This is a genomic window from Streptomyces sp. NPDC107500, assembly GCF_055582785.1.
Genome location: NZ_JBVJPF010000003.1, coordinates 919,450 through 937,086 on the forward strand (window position 1 = coordinate 919,450; position 17,637 = coordinate 937,086).

The 17,637-nt window shown below is 72.5% G+C and carries 14 protein-coding genes; 5 read left to right on the forward strand and 9 right to left on the reverse strand.

Annotated elements, in window-relative coordinates:
* Nucleotides 1-2: 2 nt before the first annotated feature.
* Nucleotides 3-302 (reverse strand): hypothetical protein, encoded by a 300-nt coding sequence (locus ACZ67M_RS15890; RefSeq protein ID WP_385794270.1) that lies wholly within the window; start codon nucleotides 300-302, stop codon nucleotides 3-5.
* A gap of 183 nt (nucleotides 303-485) precedes the next feature.
* Nucleotides 486-788, reverse strand: a complete 303-nt coding sequence (locus tag ACZ67M_RS15895; RefSeq protein WP_202557588.1) for a WXG100 family type VII secretion target — start codon at nucleotides 786-788, stop codon at nucleotides 486-488.
* Between the two features lie 285 nt (nucleotides 789-1,073).
* Between ACZ67M_RS15895 and ACZ67M_RS15900 the strand changes: the two genes are divergently transcribed.
* A complete protein-coding gene (locus tag ACZ67M_RS15900) occupies nucleotides 1,074-5,648 on the forward strand; it encodes an FtsK/SpoIIIE domain-containing protein (protein ID WP_469851233.1) in 4,575 nt (1,524 codons plus the stop codon).
* A gap of 48 nt (nucleotides 5,649-5,696) precedes the next feature.
* Here ACZ67M_RS15900 and ACZ67M_RS15905 read toward each other — a convergent pair whose 3' ends face one another.
* Together ACZ67M_RS15905 and ACZ67M_RS15910 are read right to left on the reverse strand one after the other, a co-directional pair.
* The gene (locus ACZ67M_RS15905; RefSeq protein WP_469851235.1) at nucleotides 5,697-7,397 is read right to left on the reverse strand and encodes a serine/threonine-protein kinase; all 1,701 of its coding nucleotides are present in this window, start codon (nucleotides 7,395-7,397) and stop codon (nucleotides 5,697-5,699) included.
* Between the two features lie 84 nt (nucleotides 7,398-7,481).
* Complete coding sequence (locus tag ACZ67M_RS15910) at nucleotides 7,482-8,330, reverse strand: menaquinone biosynthetic enzyme MqnA/MqnD family protein (RefSeq protein WP_469851237.1); 849 nt, start codon at nucleotides 8,328-8,330, stop codon at nucleotides 7,482-7,484.
* 291 nt (nucleotides 8,331-8,621) lie between these two features.
* On the opposite strand from ACZ67M_RS15910, the gene ACZ67M_RS15915 reads away from it, so the two are divergent.
* Both ACZ67M_RS15915 and ACZ67M_RS15920 read left to right on the forward strand, forming a co-directional pair.
* Nucleotides 8,622-8,825 carry a cold-shock protein gene (locus ACZ67M_RS15915; RefSeq protein WP_003974443.1) on the forward strand — a complete coding sequence of 68 codons (204 nt, stop codon included), beginning with the start codon at nucleotides 8,622-8,624 and terminating at the stop codon, nucleotides 8,823-8,825.
* Nucleotides 8,826-8,930: 105 nt separating this feature from the next.
* Nucleotides 8,931-9,572: a class I SAM-dependent methyltransferase gene (locus ACZ67M_RS15920; RefSeq protein ID WP_469851239.1), complete on the forward strand. Its 642-nt coding sequence runs from the start codon at nucleotides 8,931-8,933 to the stop codon at nucleotides 9,570-9,572.
* A 14-nt stretch (nucleotides 9,573-9,586) separates the two neighbouring features.
* Here the strand turns inward: ACZ67M_RS15920 and ACZ67M_RS15925 are convergent, their stop codons facing one another.
* Nucleotides 9,587-11,515: an AMP-dependent synthetase/ligase gene (locus ACZ67M_RS15925; protein WP_385794258.1), complete on the reverse strand. Its 1,929-nt coding sequence runs from the start codon at nucleotides 11,513-11,515 to the stop codon at nucleotides 9,587-9,589.
* Between the two features lie 223 nt (nucleotides 11,516-11,738).
* The gene (locus tag ACZ67M_RS15930) at nucleotides 11,739-13,025 is read right to left on the reverse strand and encodes an acetyl-CoA C-acetyltransferase (RefSeq protein WP_469851240.1); all 1,287 of its coding nucleotides are present in this window, start codon (nucleotides 13,023-13,025) and stop codon (nucleotides 11,739-11,741) included.
* Between the two features lie 98 nt (nucleotides 13,026-13,123).
* Between ACZ67M_RS15930 and ACZ67M_RS15935 the strand changes: the two genes are divergently transcribed.
* Both ACZ67M_RS15935 and ACZ67M_RS15940 read left to right on the forward strand, forming a co-directional pair.
* Complete coding sequence (locus tag ACZ67M_RS15935) at nucleotides 13,124-14,425, forward strand: 3-oxoacyl-ACP reductase (RefSeq protein ID WP_469851242.1); 1,302 nt, start codon at nucleotides 13,124-13,126, stop codon at nucleotides 14,423-14,425.
* Nucleotides 14,425-15,306, forward strand: coding sequence for a MaoC family dehydratase (locus ACZ67M_RS15940; RefSeq protein ID WP_469851243.1), 882 nt, complete (start codon nucleotides 14,425-14,427; stop codon nucleotides 15,304-15,306). The genes ACZ67M_RS15935 and ACZ67M_RS15940 overlap by 1 nt, the downstream gene beginning before the upstream one ends.
* Here ACZ67M_RS15940 and ACZ67M_RS15945 read toward each other — a convergent pair.
* The 3 genes from ACZ67M_RS15945 to ACZ67M_RS15955 all read right to left on the reverse strand — a co-directional run bounded on the left by ACZ67M_RS15945 (nucleotide 15,291) and on the right by ACZ67M_RS15955 (nucleotide 17,624).
* Complete coding sequence (locus ACZ67M_RS15945) at nucleotides 15,291-15,968, reverse strand: TetR/AcrR family transcriptional regulator (RefSeq protein ID WP_382803365.1); 678 nt, start codon at nucleotides 15,966-15,968, stop codon at nucleotides 15,291-15,293. The two genes, ACZ67M_RS15940 and ACZ67M_RS15945, sit on opposite strands and share 16 nt — an antisense overlap.
* A 140-nt stretch (nucleotides 15,969-16,108) precedes the next feature.
* Complete coding sequence (locus tag ACZ67M_RS15950) at nucleotides 16,109-17,449, reverse strand: dicarboxylate/amino acid:cation symporter (RefSeq protein WP_392009615.1); 1,341 nt, start codon at nucleotides 17,447-17,449, stop codon at nucleotides 16,109-16,111.
* A gap of 73 nt (nucleotides 17,450-17,522) precedes the next feature.
* Nucleotides 17,523-17,624 carry a putative leader peptide gene (locus ACZ67M_RS15955; RefSeq protein WP_312023977.1) on the reverse strand — a complete coding sequence of 34 codons (102 nt, stop codon included), beginning with the start codon at nucleotides 17,622-17,624 and terminating at the stop codon, nucleotides 17,523-17,525.
* Nucleotides 17,625-17,637 lie beyond the last annotated feature (13 nt).

Genomic DNA, 17,637 nt, shown 5'->3' on the forward strand with positions numbered 1-17,637 from the left:
GCTCACTTCCCCTTCTTCTTGGCCTTCAGCGACTCGGCCAGCTCCAGGTCGAGCTTGCCGAAGGTGTCACCGATCGTGTTGATCATCTTCACCGCACCCTGCGTGTGCTTACCGAGCTGCTTGATGCCGTAGCCCCACTCGTCGGCGAAGTCCTGCACGTCCTCGATGAGCTGACTCTCTCCGACAGCCGAGGCGTCCGCGCCACGCAGGCTGCGGCGGGTGGCCTCCATGCGGTCGCTGATTGTGGAGAAGGTCGTCTTCAAATGCTGAAAAATCGTGTCGTCAAGGGTCAGGTCACTCATGCATTCATCCGGTCTCGGCGGGTGGCAGTCGACAGCCTTGCGAGGCATACGCCTGATTGACCCTTCATCGATCAAGCCCCGTCAAGGAACGGGCCGGATGAGGCCAACCTTCACGGAGCGGCCCCCGGAACAAGTCTCCGAGGGCCGCTCCGAGCGGCAGTGCGCACGCCTACCGGCGGGGAGTCACTTGCTCCGCGCCTGCTTGGCCAGTTCCTCGTCGATCTGCTCGAACTTGTCCGCGGCCGTGGTCAGGTAGTCGCCCATGCCGTCGAGGCCGTCGAGCGTGTCCTTCGCGCCCTTGGTGAACTCGTCGAAGTTGTCGTCGAAGGCCTTCGAGGAGGACTTCGTGACATAGCCCCCCTCGACCAGGTTCGCGATGTACTTGCGGAGGCCGTCGAGCTTCTCCTGGAGCTTTTCCTTCTCCTTCACGACATGCTTGGCCGCATCCCGCATGTCCTGGTATGTGATGTCAAGGTCTTTGGCCATGAAGCCGCTTCCTCTCACAACGCCGCAGGGCCAACCCCCGTGGCTCCTCTTTGCGGATCGAACCGGCGCACCGGTCAGACCGGTCGTATGTCACGACCGGTGTGATCGTCCGCTCTTGAGGCAGCAGCTTACGGGTGAGGCCGTTGGTGTCACATCCCTGCGTTGCCTTCGGGAACGTCCGGTCACCTCCCTGTTGCCGGACCGCGACACCCAGCGGATATCGTCGCCTGGACTGTGAGCCGTGGTGTGGAAGCGGCTCCAGGGGCTCGCCTGGGGAGGACAAGCGTGCGACTGACCCTGACCGTCGTCGACCCGTTCGGCGGTGGCACCGCCGATGTCGTGCTCGACGCCGATCCAGAGTCCACCGTGGGGGACATCGCCGAGGAGCTGGCCAAGCAGGTCGGCGTCGCGGGCGCGCAGGTCATCCCCATCGGGCAGCAGCGGCAGGCGCCGGCGAGCGGCGCGCCGCTCGTCTACGTCGACGGGTACGCCGTCGATCCCTCCGCCACCGTGGTCGGCTCGCCGCTGCGCGAGGGCGCCGTCGTCTCCCTCCAGGATCCGTCCGGGTGTCTGCCCGGAGAGCCCACCGGGCTGGTGGAGTTGCGGATCGTCGGCGGGCCGGGGGCCGGGTTCGTGCACCGGCTCGGCGTAGGGAAGTACGACATCGGCAGCGGAGCGGCGTCGTACGTCCGGATCGACGATCCCGAGGTCGACGCGCGCGCCCTCACCCTCTCCGTCTCCACCGACGGCACCTGCAAGGTCGCCGTGCACGCCGAGAAGGAAGAGGTCACCCTCGACGGCGAGTCCATGAAGGACCGGGACGGTGACGAGTGGCCGCTCGGCGCGCAGATAGCCGTCGGGAACTCACTCGTCGAGCTGGCCCGGTACTCGCCGCCCAACGCCGCCCTGAAGTGGTCCGAGGACGGCGTCGGGCTGGACTACAACCGGCCGCCGCGGCTGCGTCCGCCGGAGCGGCAGACGAACTTCCGGCTGCCCTCGCCGCCCCGCGAGTACGAGGCACGGCCGCTGCCCTGGCTGATGGCGCTGACCCCGCTGGTGGGTGCGGTGGTGGCCGTGGCGGTCTTCGGGCGCTGGTACTACCTGATCATGGCGGGACTCAGTCCCATCCTGCTCTTCGCCAACTACTTCAACGACAAGAAGCACGGGCGCAAGTCCCACGCCAAGCAGGTCAAGGAGTACGAGGAGCAGAAGGCCCGGATCGAGAAGGACGCGCAGGACGCGCTCGTCACCGAGCGGACCGACCGGCGGCACGCCATTCCCGATCCGGCGGTCGTGCTGTCCGTCGGGACGGGGCCGCGGACACGGTTGTGGGAGCGGCGGCGGACCGACCGCGACCATCTCCTGCTGCGCTTCGGTACGGGGCAACTGCCCTCCGAGGTCGTCCTCGACGACCCCGAGCAGGACGACCACCGCCGCCAGGTCACCTGGAAGATCGAGGACGCGCCCGTCGCGCTCTCCCTGCGTTCCCTCGGTGTCATCGGCGTCGCGGGCCCAGGGGACTCCGCCCGGTCGCTCGGACGCTGGGCGGTCGCGCAGACGGCCGCGCTGCACAGCCCCATGGACGTGCAGTTCTACGTGCTCAGTGAGAACTCGGCGCGGCCCGGGTGGGACTGGGTGCGCTGGCTGCCGCACTCCCGGCCCTCCGGCGGTCAGGACGTCAACGTCCTCATCGGGACCGACGCCGAGACCGTCGGCGCCCGCATCGGCGAGCTGACGCAGATCCTCGACGCCCGCAAGAAGGCCGCCGAGCAGAAGGGCGGCGGCGGGCCGGGGACGAGCTTCAGCGACCCGGACATCGTCGTCGTCTGGGACGGGTCGCGCCGGCTGCGGTCCCTGCCGGGTGTCGTACGGCTGCTGCGCGAGGGGCCGGCGGTGTCCATGTTCGCCGTGTGCCTCGACTCCGAGGAGCGGTTCCTGCCGGGCGAGTGCCAGGCGTTCGTCGTCGCCGAGCCCAAGGCGGAGGACCCGGGGCGGCAGGAGAGCGGGCAGCAGGCCGCCGTACAGCAGACGCCCGGCGGGTTCCCGTCGTTCCAGGCCTGGCACGGCAACGCGGTCGCCGAGCCCGAACAGCGGGCCCGCACCGAGAAGTTGCGGCTGCGGGTCGAGGAGGCCGGGGTCGAGCGGATCACGGATGTGCGGCCCGACTTCGTCACGCCCGCGTGGTGTCTGCGGCTGACGCGCTCGCTGTCCGCGCTGCGCGACATCAGCGGCGAGACCGAGGACTCCGCGCTGCCCGGCGCCAGCCGGCTGCTCGACGTGCTCCAGCTGGAGCCGCCGACGCCCGACGCGATCAGCGCGCGGTGGCGGATGGGCGGGCAGTCGACGATGGCCGTCATCGGTGAGTCGTACGACGGTCCCTTCGGCATCGACATGCGCAAGGACGGGCCGCACGGCCTGATCGCCGGTACGACCGGTTCCGGCAAGTCCGAGCTGTTGCAGACGATCGTCGCCGCGCTGGCCGTCGCGAACACGCCCGAGAACATGACCTTCGTCCTCGTCGACTACAAGGGCGGGTCCGCGTTCAAGGACTGCGTGAAGCTGCCGCACACCGTCGGCATGGTCACCGACCTCGACGCCCACCTCGTGGAGCGGGCCCTGGAGTCGCTGGGCGCCGAGCTGAAGCGGCGGGAGCACATCCTCGCCGCCGCCGACGCCAAGGACATCGAGGACTACCAGGATCTGGTGAGGCGAGACCCCTCGCACGCGCCCGTGCCGCGGCTGCTCATCGTCATCGACGAGTTCGCGTCCATGGTGCGGGACCTGCCGGACTTCGTCACCGGCCTCGTGAACATCGCCCAGCGAGGGCGTTCCCTCGGCATCCACCTGCTGCTCGCCACCCAGCGGCCCAGCGGTGTCGTCTCCCCCGAGATCCGCGCCAACACCAACCTCCGCATCGCGCTGCGCGTGACCGACGGCGGCGAGTCGAGCGACGTCATCGACTCGCCGGAGGCCGGGCACATCTCCAAGAACACCCCGGGCCGCGCCTACGTGCGCCTCGGCCACTCCTCCCTGGTCCCCTTCCAGTCGGGCCGTGTGGGTGGCCGTCGGCCGGGTGCCGCCGACCCGGCCGCGCTCGCTCCCTGGGTCGGGCCGCTCGGCTGGGAGGACCTGGGCCGGGCCGCGCTGACCAAGCCGAAGGCCGAGTCGCGCGAGGACGACGAGATCACCGACCTCAAGGTGCTGGTCGACGCGGTGCGCGACGCCAACCGGTCGATGGGCATCCCCGCCCAGCACAGCCCCTGGCTGCCGGCGCTGGACGAGAAGCTGCTGCTGGACGACGTCGAGGTCCCGGTCCTCGCCGGCGCCGCCCCGGGCAAGCTGCCGCCCGCCCCGTACGGCATCGAGGACCTGCCCTCCGACCAGGCCCGCCGCCCGGTCGTCGTCGACTTCGCGAGCTTCGGGCACCTGATGATCGGCGGTGCCCCGCGCAGCGGCCGCTCCCAGGTGCTGCGGACCATCGCGGGCTCGCTGGCGCGCACCCACTCCACCGCCGACGTCCACCTCTACGGCATCGACTGCGGCAACGGCGCCCTCAACGCGCTGACCCGGCTGCCGCACTGCGGCGCGGTCGTCAGCCGCAACCAGACCGAGCGGGTGGTCCGGCTCGTCAACCGGCTCAAGGGGGAGATGGACCGCCGCCAGAACCTGCTGGCCGACAAGGGCTTCGCCGACATCGGCGAGCAGCGGGCCGCGGTGACCGAGGACGAGCGGCTGCCGCACATCGTCGTGCTCCTCGACCGCTGGGAGGGCTGGGTGCCGACCCTCGGCGAGGTGGACCACGGCGCGCTGACCGACGAGTTGCAGACGATGATGCGCGAGGGCGCGAGCATCGGCATCCACCTGGTCCTGACCGGTGACCGCACCCTCCTCGTCGGCCGCATCGCGACCCTCACCGAGGACAAGTACGGTCTGCGCCTCGCCGACCGCAGCGACTTCGCCTCGCTCGGCATCCCGGCCCGCAAGGTCCCCGAGGAGATCCCGCCGGGCCGCGCGTTCCGCAACGAGGCCGGTACGGAGACGCAGTTCGCGCTGCTCTCCGAGGACACCACCGGCCAGGGCCAGGCGGCGGCGATCACCGCGATCGGCGAGGCCGCGACGGCCCGCGACGCCGAAGTGCCGCGCGCCCGGCGTCCGTTCCGCGTCGACAGCCTGCCCAGCCGGATCACCTTCCCCGAGGCCTGGGAGCTGCGCGACCCGGAGGCGTCCCGCTCCAAGCTGTGGGCGCTGATCGGCATCGGCGGCGACGAGATCGTCGGCTTCGGCCCCGATCTCGCCGACGGCGTACCGTCGTTCGTCATCGCGGGGCCCGCCAAGTCCGGCCGCTCCACCGTCCTGATGAACGTCGCCCAGTCGCTCCTCGCCCAGGGCACCCGCCTGGTCGTCGCCGCGCCCCGCCAGTCGCCGATGCGGCAACTGGACGGCGCGGACGGCGTGCTGAAGGTCTTCACCGGCGACGACATCGACGAGGACGAGTTCGAGGAGCTGATCGACCAGGCCAGCCCGGAGGAGCCGATCGCCGTCCTGATCGACGACGGCGAGATCCTGGAGGACTGCGACGCCGAGAGCCAGATGAAGAAGATCGTCTCCCGGGGCGCCGAACGCGGCCTCGCCCTCGTCATCGCCGGTGACGAGGAGGACGTGTGCAGCGGCTTCTCCGGCTGGCAGGTCGACGCCAAGAAGGCCCGCCGCGGCATCCTGCTCTCCCCGCAGGAGTCCTCCAGCGGCGACCTCATCGGCCTGCGCGTCTCCCGCGCCATGGTCGGCGGCCCGGTGGCGCCGGGCAAGGGCATGCTGCACCTCGGCGACGGTGAGCTGCGCACGGTGGTGGTACCGGGTTGAGCGGCGGGACGGTCGGGTGCGGGACCCGCGCCCGTGCCCGCGTCGCCGCTACCCGACCTTCGACAACCGCGCCTTCGGCCGCCCCGAGTCCTCGCTGTCGGACTCGTACCGGAGGTCGTCGCCGACCGGGGTGAGGAGCACGGTGTGGCGGGCCTGGTTGCAGACGTCGCGGTTGCCCTCGGCGCCCACGGCGCTCGCGACGACCTGCTTCCCGGTCACCTTCTTCAGGGTCAGTACGTCGTCGCAGGTGCCGCCGAAGAGGTCGGTGTGGCGCAGGGTGCCCAGCCGGGCGCCGACCGCGGCCTCGCGGACGGTCAGGCGGAAGGTGCCGAGGGGCAGGTTGCCCTCGACCGCGACGGCCTGGCCCTCCCAGGTGCCCAGGTAGCGGCCGGGGACGGGCTGGGCGCCCCCGCCGGAACCGGGCTCCGACGGCGCGGTCGCCGACGGGTTGCGGCCGCCGTCGTCGGCGTTGTCGTCCCTGCCGCCGTCCGGGAGCAGGTCGAGGACGAAGACCGATCCGACCGTCACCGCGGCCATCGCCCCGGCCACCGCGAGGGCCACCGTGCAGCTGATCCGGCGGCCGCGCCGCCCCTCGTCCTCCCGGGTGGAGGTCGCCGCGACGGAGACGGACAGCCTGCCGGGAGCGGGGGAAGGCGGGCGGTCACCGTCACGCGGACCCGGCACGTTCGCCGCCGTCGGCGTGGGCATCACCGGCGCCGGCCCGAAGACGCCGGGGTCCGCCGCACCGCCGTTCGCGTCCGGCGCTCCGACCGACGGGCTGCTGAAGCCGACGGGCCCCGACACCGGCCCCGGCTTCGACGCGTCCGCCGCCTCCAGGTTCAGCAGCTGTACGGCGCTCCGGCTGACCCGCTCCACCAGCGCCCCCGGCAGCCAGCCGCCGGTCACCAGGCGGGCCGCGCCCTCGGGGGCCAGGCGCCGGGCGACCTCGCCGGGGGCCGGACGGGCGGCCGGGTCCTTGGCCAGGCAGGCCGCGACCAGGCCGCGCAGCTCCCCGTCCAGGGCGTCGAGCCGCGGCTCCTCGTGGACGACCTTGTAGAGCAGCGCGGCCGAGGAGTCCCCCGGGAAGGGCGGCGTGCCCGTCGCCGCGAACGCGAGGACGGCACCCAGCGAGAACACGTCCGCCGCGCCCGTCACGCCCTTGCCGAGGATCTGCTCGGGCGCCATGTAGCCGGGCGAGCCGATCGAGACGCCCGTCGAGGTCAGGGACGCCGTGCCTCCCCCGGACTCCGTCCGGGAGGTGCCCCCGGTGGCGCGGGCGATGCCGAAGTCGATCAAGAGGGGGCCGTCGAGGGTGAGGAGGACGTTGGAGGGCTTCACGTCCCGGTGGACGAGGCCCAGTTCGTGCACCGCGGCCAGCGCCTCGCCCAGGCCCGCGCCGAGCGCCCGTACCGAGTGGGCGGGCAGCGGGCCGCCGTCCGCGACGGCCGCCGTGAGGGACGGACCGGCCACGTAGGCCGTGGCGACCCACGGCACCCGGGCTTCGGGGTCCGCGTCCAGTACGGGCGCGGTCCAGGCGCCGCCGACCCTGCGCGCGGCGTCCACCTCGCGCCGGAACCGGGCCCGGAACTCCTCGTCCAGCGCGAAGTGCGGGTGCACGATCTTCACGGCGACCGTGCGGCCGCCGGCGCTGCGGCCCAGGTAGACCCGGCCCATGCCGCCGGACCCCAGCCGGCCGAGCAACCGGTAGGGTCCCACGGCGGTGGGCTCGTCGACTTCGAGCGGCCGCATGGCGTCCACCCCTCCCCCGTCAGCAGGTACGCCAGTCCCTGGGAGCAGGGTAGTGGGCGGCCCCCGCGCGGGGTCCGGCGCGGATCAGGGGCGCAGCAGCTCCACGTTCACGTCCGCCGGGAAGCCCGTGGTGGGGCCGACGCGGCGGGCGAACTCGGTGACCGCCTCCAGCTGCGGGGCGCCGAAGCGGAAGTCGAGGGTGGTGAAGTACTTCGCGAGGGTCTCCTCGTCGAAGGCCTCCCAGCGGGCCGCCTGCTCGGCGACCTTGTCGACCTCCTCCAGGGAGAGGTTGCGGGAGGCGAGGAACGCCTCGTGCACCTTGCGGGTGAGCACCGGCTCCCGCTCCGCGTAGTCCCGGCGCGCCGCCCAGACCGCGAAGACGAAGGGCAGGCCGGTCCACTCCTTCCACAGCGCGCCGAGGTCGTGCACGTCGAGGCCGTAGCGCGGGCCGTCGATCATGTTGGCGCGCAGGGCCGCGTCACCGATCAGGACGGCCGCGTCCGCCTCCTGCATCATCAGGCTCAGGTCGGGCGGGCACGTGTAGTAGTCGGGCTGGACCCCGAAGCGCTCGGCGAGCAGGAGCTGGGCGAGGCGTACGGAGGTGCGCGAGGTCGAGCCGAGGGCGACCCGGGCACCGTCCAGGCGGTCCAGCGGGGCCTGCGAGACGATCACGCAGGACATCACCGGCCCGTCGCACCCGACGGCGATGTCGGGGAAGGCGACGAGGTCGTCGGCGTTCTTGAGGAATTCGACCAGGGTGACGGGACCGATGTCGAGATCACCGCGCACCAGCTGCTCGCTGAGCTTCTCCGGGGTGTCCTTCGTCAGCTCGAAGTCGAGGAGCGTGCCTGTTCTCGCGAGCCCCCAGTACAGGGGCAGGCAGTTCAGGAACTGGATGTGGCCGACGCGCGGCCGGGTGCGAGAATTGTCCACATCGCGAGGCTAGACCTCCTCCCGGATCCGCCCTCCGCCGCCCCCCGGCGTCAGCCGAACGGCGGAGGTGTTCAAACGTCCGGGTGAAGTGATCTTGACCTCTGTTGCGCTGGGGTGGCCGCGTGCTAGGCTCACAGCAAGTTGCAGTTTGGTTTCCCTTGCAGTACAGAGCCTGCGGAGCATGTGACCGCGGGCTCTCGTCGTTCTCAGACGTATGCAGTTGTGCGGAATTCCCGTCTTCACATTTGCTGGTTCTGGAGCAGGGCAACCCTTTGGGCCCAAGGAGGGCTTATGGCTACCGGAACCGTGAAGTGGTTCAACGCCGAAAAGGGCTTTGGTTTCATCGCCCAGGAAGGCGGCGGCCCGGACGTCTTCGTCCACTACTCCGCGATCAACGCTCAGGGATTCCGTTCCCTCGAGGAGAACCAGCAGGTGTCCTTCGACGTCACGCAGGGTCCGAAGGGCCCGCAGGCGGAGAACGTCACTCCTGTCTGATTGACAGCAGTACCCAAGGAGCCCCGCGCCGTCCCGGCGACGGGGCTCCTGCCCTTTCCCGGGCCGTGCGGCGCGGCTGTCAGTGCCCGCCACTAGGGTCCCGCCATGACTGACGCCGCCTTCGTGACCACCACCCGGACGTTCTACGACGCCATCGCCGAGGACTACGCGGAACACCACCGCTCCACCGGCGCCGGCACCGCGCTCGACCGCGCCCTCATGGCCGCCTTCGCCGAGCTGGTGGGGCCGGACGGACAGGTGGCCGACCTCGGCTGCGGGCCCGGCCGGGTCACCGCGCACCTCGCCTCGCTGGGCCTGCGGGTCTTCGGCCTGGACCTGTCCGCGTCCATGCTCGCGATCGCGCGCCGCGAGAACCCGGGGCTGCGGTTCGAGCAGGGTTCGATGCTGGAGCTGGACCTGCCCGACGGCGCCCTCGCGGGGGCCGTCTCCTGGTACTCGTCGATCCACACCCCGGCCGGGCGGCTGCCGGACCTCTTCGGGGAGATCCGGCGCGTGCTGGCCCCGGGCGGGCATCTGCTGCTCGGTTTCCAGGTCGGCGACGAACCGAGCCTGCTCGACCGCCCGTTCGGCCACCCGGTCGCCCTGGAGTTCGAGCGGCGGCGGCCGGAGGCGATGGCCGGGCTGCTGGAGCGGGCCGGGTTCACCGTGCTGTCGCGGACCGTGCGTATTCAGGAGGCGGACACGTCCGCGAAGGTCCCGCAGGCCTGCCTGATCGCCCGCCGCTAGGGCGGACGCGCGGCCTACGTGTCGTACAGCTCCTCCACCGCTCCCGCGAAGTCCCGCATGATCGCCTCTCGGCGCAGCTTCATCGAGGGGGTCAGGTGGCCCTCCCACTCCGTGAAGTCCCTCGGCAGGACGGCGAAGCGGCGGATGGACTCCGGGCGGGAGACCAGCTTGTTGGCCTCGTCGACCGCGCGCTGGAGGATCGCCAGGACCTCCTCGTCGTCGGTGAGCAGCTCCGGCGGCACCGGGTGCTTGCCGTTCATGCGGCGCCAGTGGGTGACACCGTCGGGGTCGAGGGTGAACAGGGCGGAGACGTAGGGGCGGCGGTCGCCCAGGACGATGCACTGGGAGATGAGGGGGTGGGAGCGCAGCCAGTTCTCCAGCGGGGCGGGGGCCACGCTCTTGCCGCCCGCGGTGATCAGCAGTTCCTTCTTGCGGCCGGTGATCGTCAGGTAGCCCTCGTCGTCCAGGCTCCCGATGTCGCCGGTGGCGAACCAGCCGTCGGGGGCGGCCTGGACGACACCGCCCGCCTGGGGGTCCCAGTAGCCGTGCAGGACCTGCTCGCCGGCGACGAGGATCTCGCCGTCGGCGGCGATGCGGATACGGGTGCCTGGCAGCGGCCAGCCGACCGTGCCGAGGCGCGGCTTGAGCGGGGGCGTGACGGTGGCCGCGGCCGTGGTCTCGGTGAGGCCGTAGCCCTCGAAGATCTCGATGCCGGCGCCGGCGTAGAAGGCGGCGAGGCGGCGGCCGAGCGGGGAGCCGCCGCAGATGGCGTACTTGACCTGGCCCCCCATGGCGTTGCGGATCTTGCGGTAGACGAGGGGGTCGTAGAAGGCGCGGGCGGTCTTCAGGCCGCGGCCGGGGCCGCCGCCCGTGCCGGTCTGGTGGGCCTCCCGGGCCTCGCCGTAGCGCACGGCCACCGAGGCGGCGCGGTCGAAGGCGGAGGCCCGGCCGCCGGACTCGGCCTTGGCGCGGGCGCTGTTGTAGATCTTCTCCAGCATGTAAGGGATGGTCAGCAGGCAGGTCGGGCGGAAGGCGGCGAGATCGGGGAGCAGGTCCTCCGGCTTCAGGCTCGGGGCGTGGCCGAGGCGGACCCGGGCGCGGACGCAGGCGACGGCGACCATGCGGCCGAAGACGTGGGACATCGGCAGGAAGAGCAGGATCGAGGGCTCCTCGCCGGTCTCCGCCTTGAAGACGGGGTAGAGCAGCTCGATCGCGTTGTCCACCTCGGCGAAGAAGTTGCCGTGGGTGAGCACGCAGCCCTTGGGGCGGCCGGTGGTGCCGGAGGTGTAGATGAGGGTGGCGAGGGTGCTGGGGCCCAGCATGCCGCGCCGTACCTCGACCTCCGCGTCCGGCACCCGCGCGCCCAGCTCCGCCAGCCGCTCCACGTGCCCCTTCTCCATGACCCACAGGTGCTGGAGGTCGGGGATGCGGTCCAGCTCGGGTCCGAGGGCCGCGGCCTGCGCGGTGGTCTCGGTGACGAGGGTGACCGCGCCGGAGTCCTGGAGGATCCAGCGGGTCTGGAAGAGGGAGGAGGTCGGGTACACGGGGACGGTGACCAGGCCGGCCGCCCACGCGGCGAAGTCCAGCAGTGTCCACTCGTACGTCGTCCGCGCCATGATCGCGATGCGGTCGCCCGGCATCAGGCCCTCCGCGATCATGCCCTTGGCCACGGCGTGCACCTGGTCGGCGAAGTCCGCCGCCGTCACGTCGGACCAGTCGCCGTCCGCGGAGCGGCGGCTGAGGACCACCTGGCCGGGGACGGCCGCCGCGTTGTCGAAGGGCAGGTCGGCGAGGGACCCGCGGCGCACCGGCGGGGCGAACGGCGGTACGTAGGCCTCCCGTACGGCGCCGTCCAGCCGCCGCGTCTCGGGCGCCACCAGGGTGGGGCCGGGCGAGTCGGCGTAGGCGGCGGATGCGGCGAAAGAGGGAAGCGGGGTGGACACGGGCGGCTCCTGGGACGTGCAGCGGCGACACCGCTCTGCGGTCGGTGCTCTGCTGCATGACGTACGTGCCTCGCGCGCCGAGGCGTTCATCGCCGGTACCGGGCAGGCGGGGTTACCGGCGGTCAGTCTCGGGATCGTACGGGGCCCGCGTGGGGAGTTGGTGCGGGTTCGGGGATGGTCCGGCGCCGGGGGTGTGCAGTCTCGGGGGTTACCTGCGGGTAGGTCACGTTCGTTCCAGAATGGCCGTCACACCCTGGCCGCCCGCCGCGCAGACCGAGATCAGTCCGCGCCCCGGGCCCTCCCGTTCGGCGAGCAGGGTGGCCAGGGTCGCCACGACGCGGGCGCCGGTCGCGGCGAAGGGGTGGCCGGTGGCGAGGGAGGAGCCGGCCGCGTTCAGCCGGGCCCGGTCGACCGGGGCGAGACCGCGCTTCTCCCAGGCCGCCAGCGTGGCCAGCACCTGGGACGCGAACGCCTCGTGGATCTCGACGAGGTCGAAGTCCTCGATGCCCAGGCCCGCGCGCTCCAGCATGCGTGGGACCGCGTACGCCGGGGCCATCAGCAGCCCGTCCTCGCCGCCGGCCGCGTCGCCGCCGACGAAGTCCACGGCCGCCGTCTCGTACGCCGTCAGATACGCCAGCGGTTCCAGGCCCCGGGCCTCGGCCCACTCCTCGCTCGCCAGCAGCACGGTGGCCGCGCCGTCGGTCAGCGGCGTGGAGTTGCCCGCCGTCATGGTCGGTTCGGCGCCGGAGAGCCCGAACACCGGTTTCAGCGCCGCCAGTTTCTCCACCGTCGAGCCCGGGCGCAGGTTCTGGTCGCGGGCCAGGCCGCGGAAGGGGACCACGAGGTCCTGGAACAGGCCGCGTTCGTAGGCCGCCGCGAGCCGCTGGTGGCTGGTCGCGGCGAGTTCGTCCTGGTCCTCGCGGGCGATGCCCCAGGCCCGGGCGGTGACCGCGGCGTGCTCGCCCATCGACAGGCCGGTGCGCGGCTCGGCGTTGCGCGGGATGTCGGGGACCAGGTGGCCGGGGCGGATCTTCGCCAGCGCCTTCGCCCGGCCGCCGAGGGACTTCGCGCGCCGGGCCTCCAACAGGATGCGGCGCAGGCGGTCGTTGACGCCGAGCGGGGCGTCGCTCGCCGTGTCCGCGCCGCCCGCGATCGCCGACTCGGTCTGCCCGAGGGCGATCTTGTTGGCGGCGGCGATCACGGCCTGGAGCCCGGTGCCGCAGGCCTGCTGGATGTCGTACGCGGGGGTGCGCGGGTCGAGCGCCGAGCCGAGGACCGTCTCGCGGGCGAGGTTGAAGTCGCGGCTGTGCTTGAGGACCGCGCCGGCCACGAACTCGCCGACGGCGCCGGGCTCCTGGAGGCCGTGGCGGACGACCAGGCCGTCGAGGGCCGCGGTGAGCATCTCCTGGTTGGACGCGGTGGCGTAGGGCCCGTCGGAGCGGGCGAAGGGGACGCGGGCGCCGCCGATGACCGCGACGCGGCGCGTGGGCTGCGCTGCCAGAGGGCTCATCTCGACCTGCTCCTCACCCGTGACGTAGGCTTACCTTCGGTAACCTTACTCCAGAGTAAGCACATGTGGATATGACCGAGGGCTTGGGGAGACAGGACATGGCCGACCGCTATCTCAGCTTCACCGGCACCGCGCCCGGCCGCTTCCTCACCCGGCGACTGGGGCTGCCGCAACCCGCCCCGCTGGAACGCGGCGCGTTCTCCGGCAGCCTGCTGCACCTCACCGCCGGCAAGACCGACCTCGACCTCGCGCCCGTCCTCGCCCGCACCGGCCTCGGCCCGGACGGCACCGGACGCCCCGCCGCCGTCGTCCTCGACGCCACCGGAGTCCGGGACGTCGACGCGCTCGCCGAGGTGCACGCCGCGCTGCACCCCGTCGTACGGTCCGTCGCGACCAGCGGACGGGTGGTGGTGCTCGGCACCCCGCCCGACCCGGCCGACCACCACCAGGCCGCCGCCCAGCAGGCGTTGGAGGGCTTCACCCGCTCGCTCGGCAAGGAGATCGGCCGGGGCAGGACGGTCAACCTCGTCCGGCTCACCGACACCGCCCACGCCGACGCCGCCGAATCCACCCTCCGCTTCCTCCTCTCCCCCGCCTCCGCCTACGTCAGCGGCCAAGTGGTCGAGGTGGGACCCGCCCCCGGGACGGCCGCACCGGACGACTGGGAACTCCCGCTGGCCGGACGCACCGCACTCGTCACCGGCGCCGCCCGCGGCATCGGCGCCGCCGTCGCCCGGACACTGGCCGGACAGGGCGCCCAGGTCGTCGTTCTCGACGTACCGCAGGCCGAGGACGAGGCACGCCGGGCCGCGGAACGCCTCGGCGGCACCGCCCTCGCGCTCGACATCACGGCCGGCGACGCGGGCGAGCGCATCGCCGCCGCCGTGCCCGGCGGCATCGACGTCCTCGTCCACAACGCCGGCATCACCCGCGACCGGCGCCTGGCCAACATGCCCGCCGAACGCTGGAGTTCCGTCCTCGACGTCAACCTCGCGAGCGTCCTGCGCACCACGGACGCGCTGCTCGCCGCGGGCGCGGTCAACCGGGGCGGGCGGATCGTGGCGACGGCCTCCATCGCCGGGCTCGCGGGCAACGCGGGCCAGACCAACTACGGCGCGAGCAAGGCGGGGATCACCGGCCTGGTCCGCTCGCTCGCGCCGCGCGCGCTGGCCGGGCACGGGGTGACGGTGAACGCGGTGGCGCCCGGGTTCATCGAGACGAGGATGACCGCGGCCGTCCCGCTCTTCATCCGCGAGGCGGGCCGGCGCATGAACTCCCTCGCCCAGGGCGGCCTGCCGGTCGACGTCGCCGAGACCACCGCCTGGCTCGCCCACCCGGCCTCCGGCGCGGTCAACGGCCAGGTCGTCCGGGTCTGCGGCCAGAGCCTGCTGGGGGCGTGATGACCACCGCGAACCCGACGACCACCACCCTGACCGGGCCGCCCGCCCTCGCGCCGCTGCTCGCCCGCGGCGCCCTCCTGTCGCCCCTCAAACGACCCCGCCCGGACGCGGACTTCCCCCGCACCCGGCTGGTCCTGCCCGGCCTCCGCGTCGACCTCGCGCGGCTCGCGGCGTACGAGCGGGTGTGCGGCTTTCCCACCGGGGCCGACGCGCTTCCGGTGACGTATCCGCACGTCCTGGGCTTCCCCTCGGCCATGCGCCTGATGAGCGGCCGGGATTTCCCGCTCCCGCTGCTCGGGCTCGTCCACACGTCGATCGCCATGACCCGGTACGCCGCCATGCCCGCGACCGCCGCGTACGAACTCACCACGTACGTCGAGGGCCTGGCACCGCACCGCCGCGGCACCGAGGCCACGGTGGCGACGGAGGTCCGGACCGACGGGGCGGTGGTGTGGGAGTCACGCAGCACGTACCTGGCCCGGCACGGGAGCGCGCAGGCCTCCGGCCCGGAACACGCGTCGCCCACGCCGGCCTCCGGCCCCGCGCCTCTGCCCACCCACCGCGAGTGGCGCCTCGCCGGTGACGTCGGACGCCGCTACGGTGCCGCCTCCGGGGACCGCAACCCCATCCACCTCCACCCCCTCACCGCCCGCCTCTTCGGCTTCCCCCGGGCCATCGCGCACGGCATGTGGACCGTGGCCCGCTGCCTCGCCGAGCACGGGACACCGGACGCGACGGTGGTGCGGGCGGAGTTCCGGGCGCCCGTGCTGCTGCCGGGGACGGTGACGTACGGGGCCGAAGGGGGCCGGTTCGAGCTGCGCGGCGACTCGGGGCGACGGCTGCACCTGTCCGGCGAGGCGGGGCCCTACCCGGCGGCCTGAGCCAGTGGCTCCGGTCCGGCGTCCTCTGGCTCGGACCAGGGGCGGCCCGCCATCAGGTCGCCCAGGCCCGCCCAGGCGAAGTTCATCAGGGTCGCCGCCGCCTGCCTCGCGGTGACGCCCTCGGTGGCGCCCGCCCAGTCGGCGAGCGACTCGGCGGCACCGACCAGCGCCTCGGCGAGCCCCGCGACCTCGCCCTCGGGCAGGTGCGGATCGCGGTGCGCGTCCCGCGCCGCCGCCGCGATGAGCTGCGTCACGAACGCGACGATCTCCTCGCGCATCGCCGCCACCTCGGCCGCGAACCGCTCACCGTGCGTACGGGCGTGCAGGTGCAGCACCCGCCACGCGTCCGGGTACCGCGCGGTGTACGTGAAGAACGCCCGCAGCCCCGACCACAGTTGCCCGTCGGCGGACAGCCCCGGACGCACACCGGCCCGGACCGCCTCGGTGAGGGCCCGGGCCTCACGCCGGATGCACGCGGTGAACAGGTCGTCCTTCGAGTTCAGGTACAGGTACACCAGCGGCTTGGAGACACCCGCCAGTTCGGCGATCTCGTCCATCGACGCCGCCATGTACCCGCGCTGTCCGAAGACGCGCACGGCGGCGTCCAGCATCTGCTGCTCACGCACCGCACGCGGCATCCGCTTGGTCTTCCCGGCACCCATGCGCATCAGCGTACGGTCCGCACGGCGGTGATCAGCACGCCACCGCCGCGCACTGCGCACCGCCGAGCCCGCACGGCACGACACAGGACGCCCCGCGCCGGGTGCCGGCGCGGGGCGTCCTGTGTCGGGTGGGCCAGTGCTCAGGCGGGGGCCGGAACAGGCTCCGGTGCCTGCTTCTCGCGCTCCGGCTCGTCGATCGGCGAGGCGTGCGCCTCGTCGTAGGCCTTGCGGTCGAGGATGCCCTCGCGGGCCGAGACGATGACCGGGACCAGCGCCTGGCCGGCGACGTTCGTCGCGGTGCGCATCATGTCCAGGATCGGGTCGATGGCGAGGAGGAGGCCGACGCCCTCCATGGGCAGGCCCAGGGTGGAGAGGGTCAGGGTCAGCATGACCGTGGCGCCGGTGAGGCCCGCCGTGGCGGCGGAGCCGACCACCGAGACGAAGGCGATCAGCAGGTAGTCGCCGATGCCGAGCTGGATGTCGAAGATCTGCGCGACGAAGATCGCGGCGATCGCCGGGTAGATCGCGGCGCAGCCGTCCATCTTGGTGGTCGCGCCGAAGGGCACGGCGAAGGACGCGTACTCCTTCGGGACGCCGAGGCGCTCGGTGACCTTCTGGGTGAGCGGCATGGTGCCGACCGAGGAGCGGGAGACGAAGGCCAGCTGGATCGCGGGCCAGGCGCCCTTGAAGAACTGGATCGGGCTGGCCTTGGCGACGGTGGCGAGCAGCACCGGGTAGACCACGAACAGCACGATGGCGCAGCCGACGTAGATGTCGGCGGTGAAGGTGGCGTACTTGCCGATCAGGTCCCAGCCGTAGGTGGCGATGGCGTTGCCGATGAGGCCGACGGTGCCGAGCGGGGCGAGGCGGATGACCCACCACAGGGCCTTCTGGAGGAGTTCGAGGATCGACTCGCTCAGGTTCAGGATCGGCTGGGCCTTCTCGCCGAGCTGGAGGGCGGCGATGCCGGCGACGGCGGCCATGAAGACGATCTGGAGGACGTTCAGCTCGGTGAACGGGGTGATGACGTCCGTGGGCACGATGCCGGTCAGGAAGTCGATCCAGGACCCGGTGTTCTCGGGCTTGGCGCCGTCGGCGGGGGTGAGGCCGGTGCCGGCGCCCGGGTTGGTGACCAGGCCGATGACGAGGCCGATGGCCACCGCGATCAGCGAGGTGATCATGAACCAGAGGAGGGTGCGGGACGCCAGGCGGGCCGCGTTGTTGACCTTCCGCAGGTTGGTGATCGACACCAGGATCGCGAAGAAGACGAGCGGTGCGACGGCCAGCTTCAGCAGGCCGATGAAGGTGTCACCGACCTTCTCCAGGGTGGTGACCAGCCAGGATATGTCCTGGCTTCGGGCCAGCCAGCCGAGCAGGACGCCGAGCACGAGGCCGGCGAGTATCTGGGCCCAGAAGGGCACCTTGAAGTACTTCGTGACCGAGGACACGGAAGACTTTGAAGTCTCTGAAGACACGGACATGCTCCGTAAGGGGACGGGACGCGGGGACGGGCGCGCTGGACTGACGTGGAGAACGACGGGTGGGGGGAGGACGTCAGGGGCGACAGTTCGCGGACGCGCACCGACAGAGGTCCACGTGCAGGCGCGCCACGAGCCCGAGGCTCGGCGGTGTGGCGGGCGCGGCTGCTTGCTTCATGCACACGACTTTA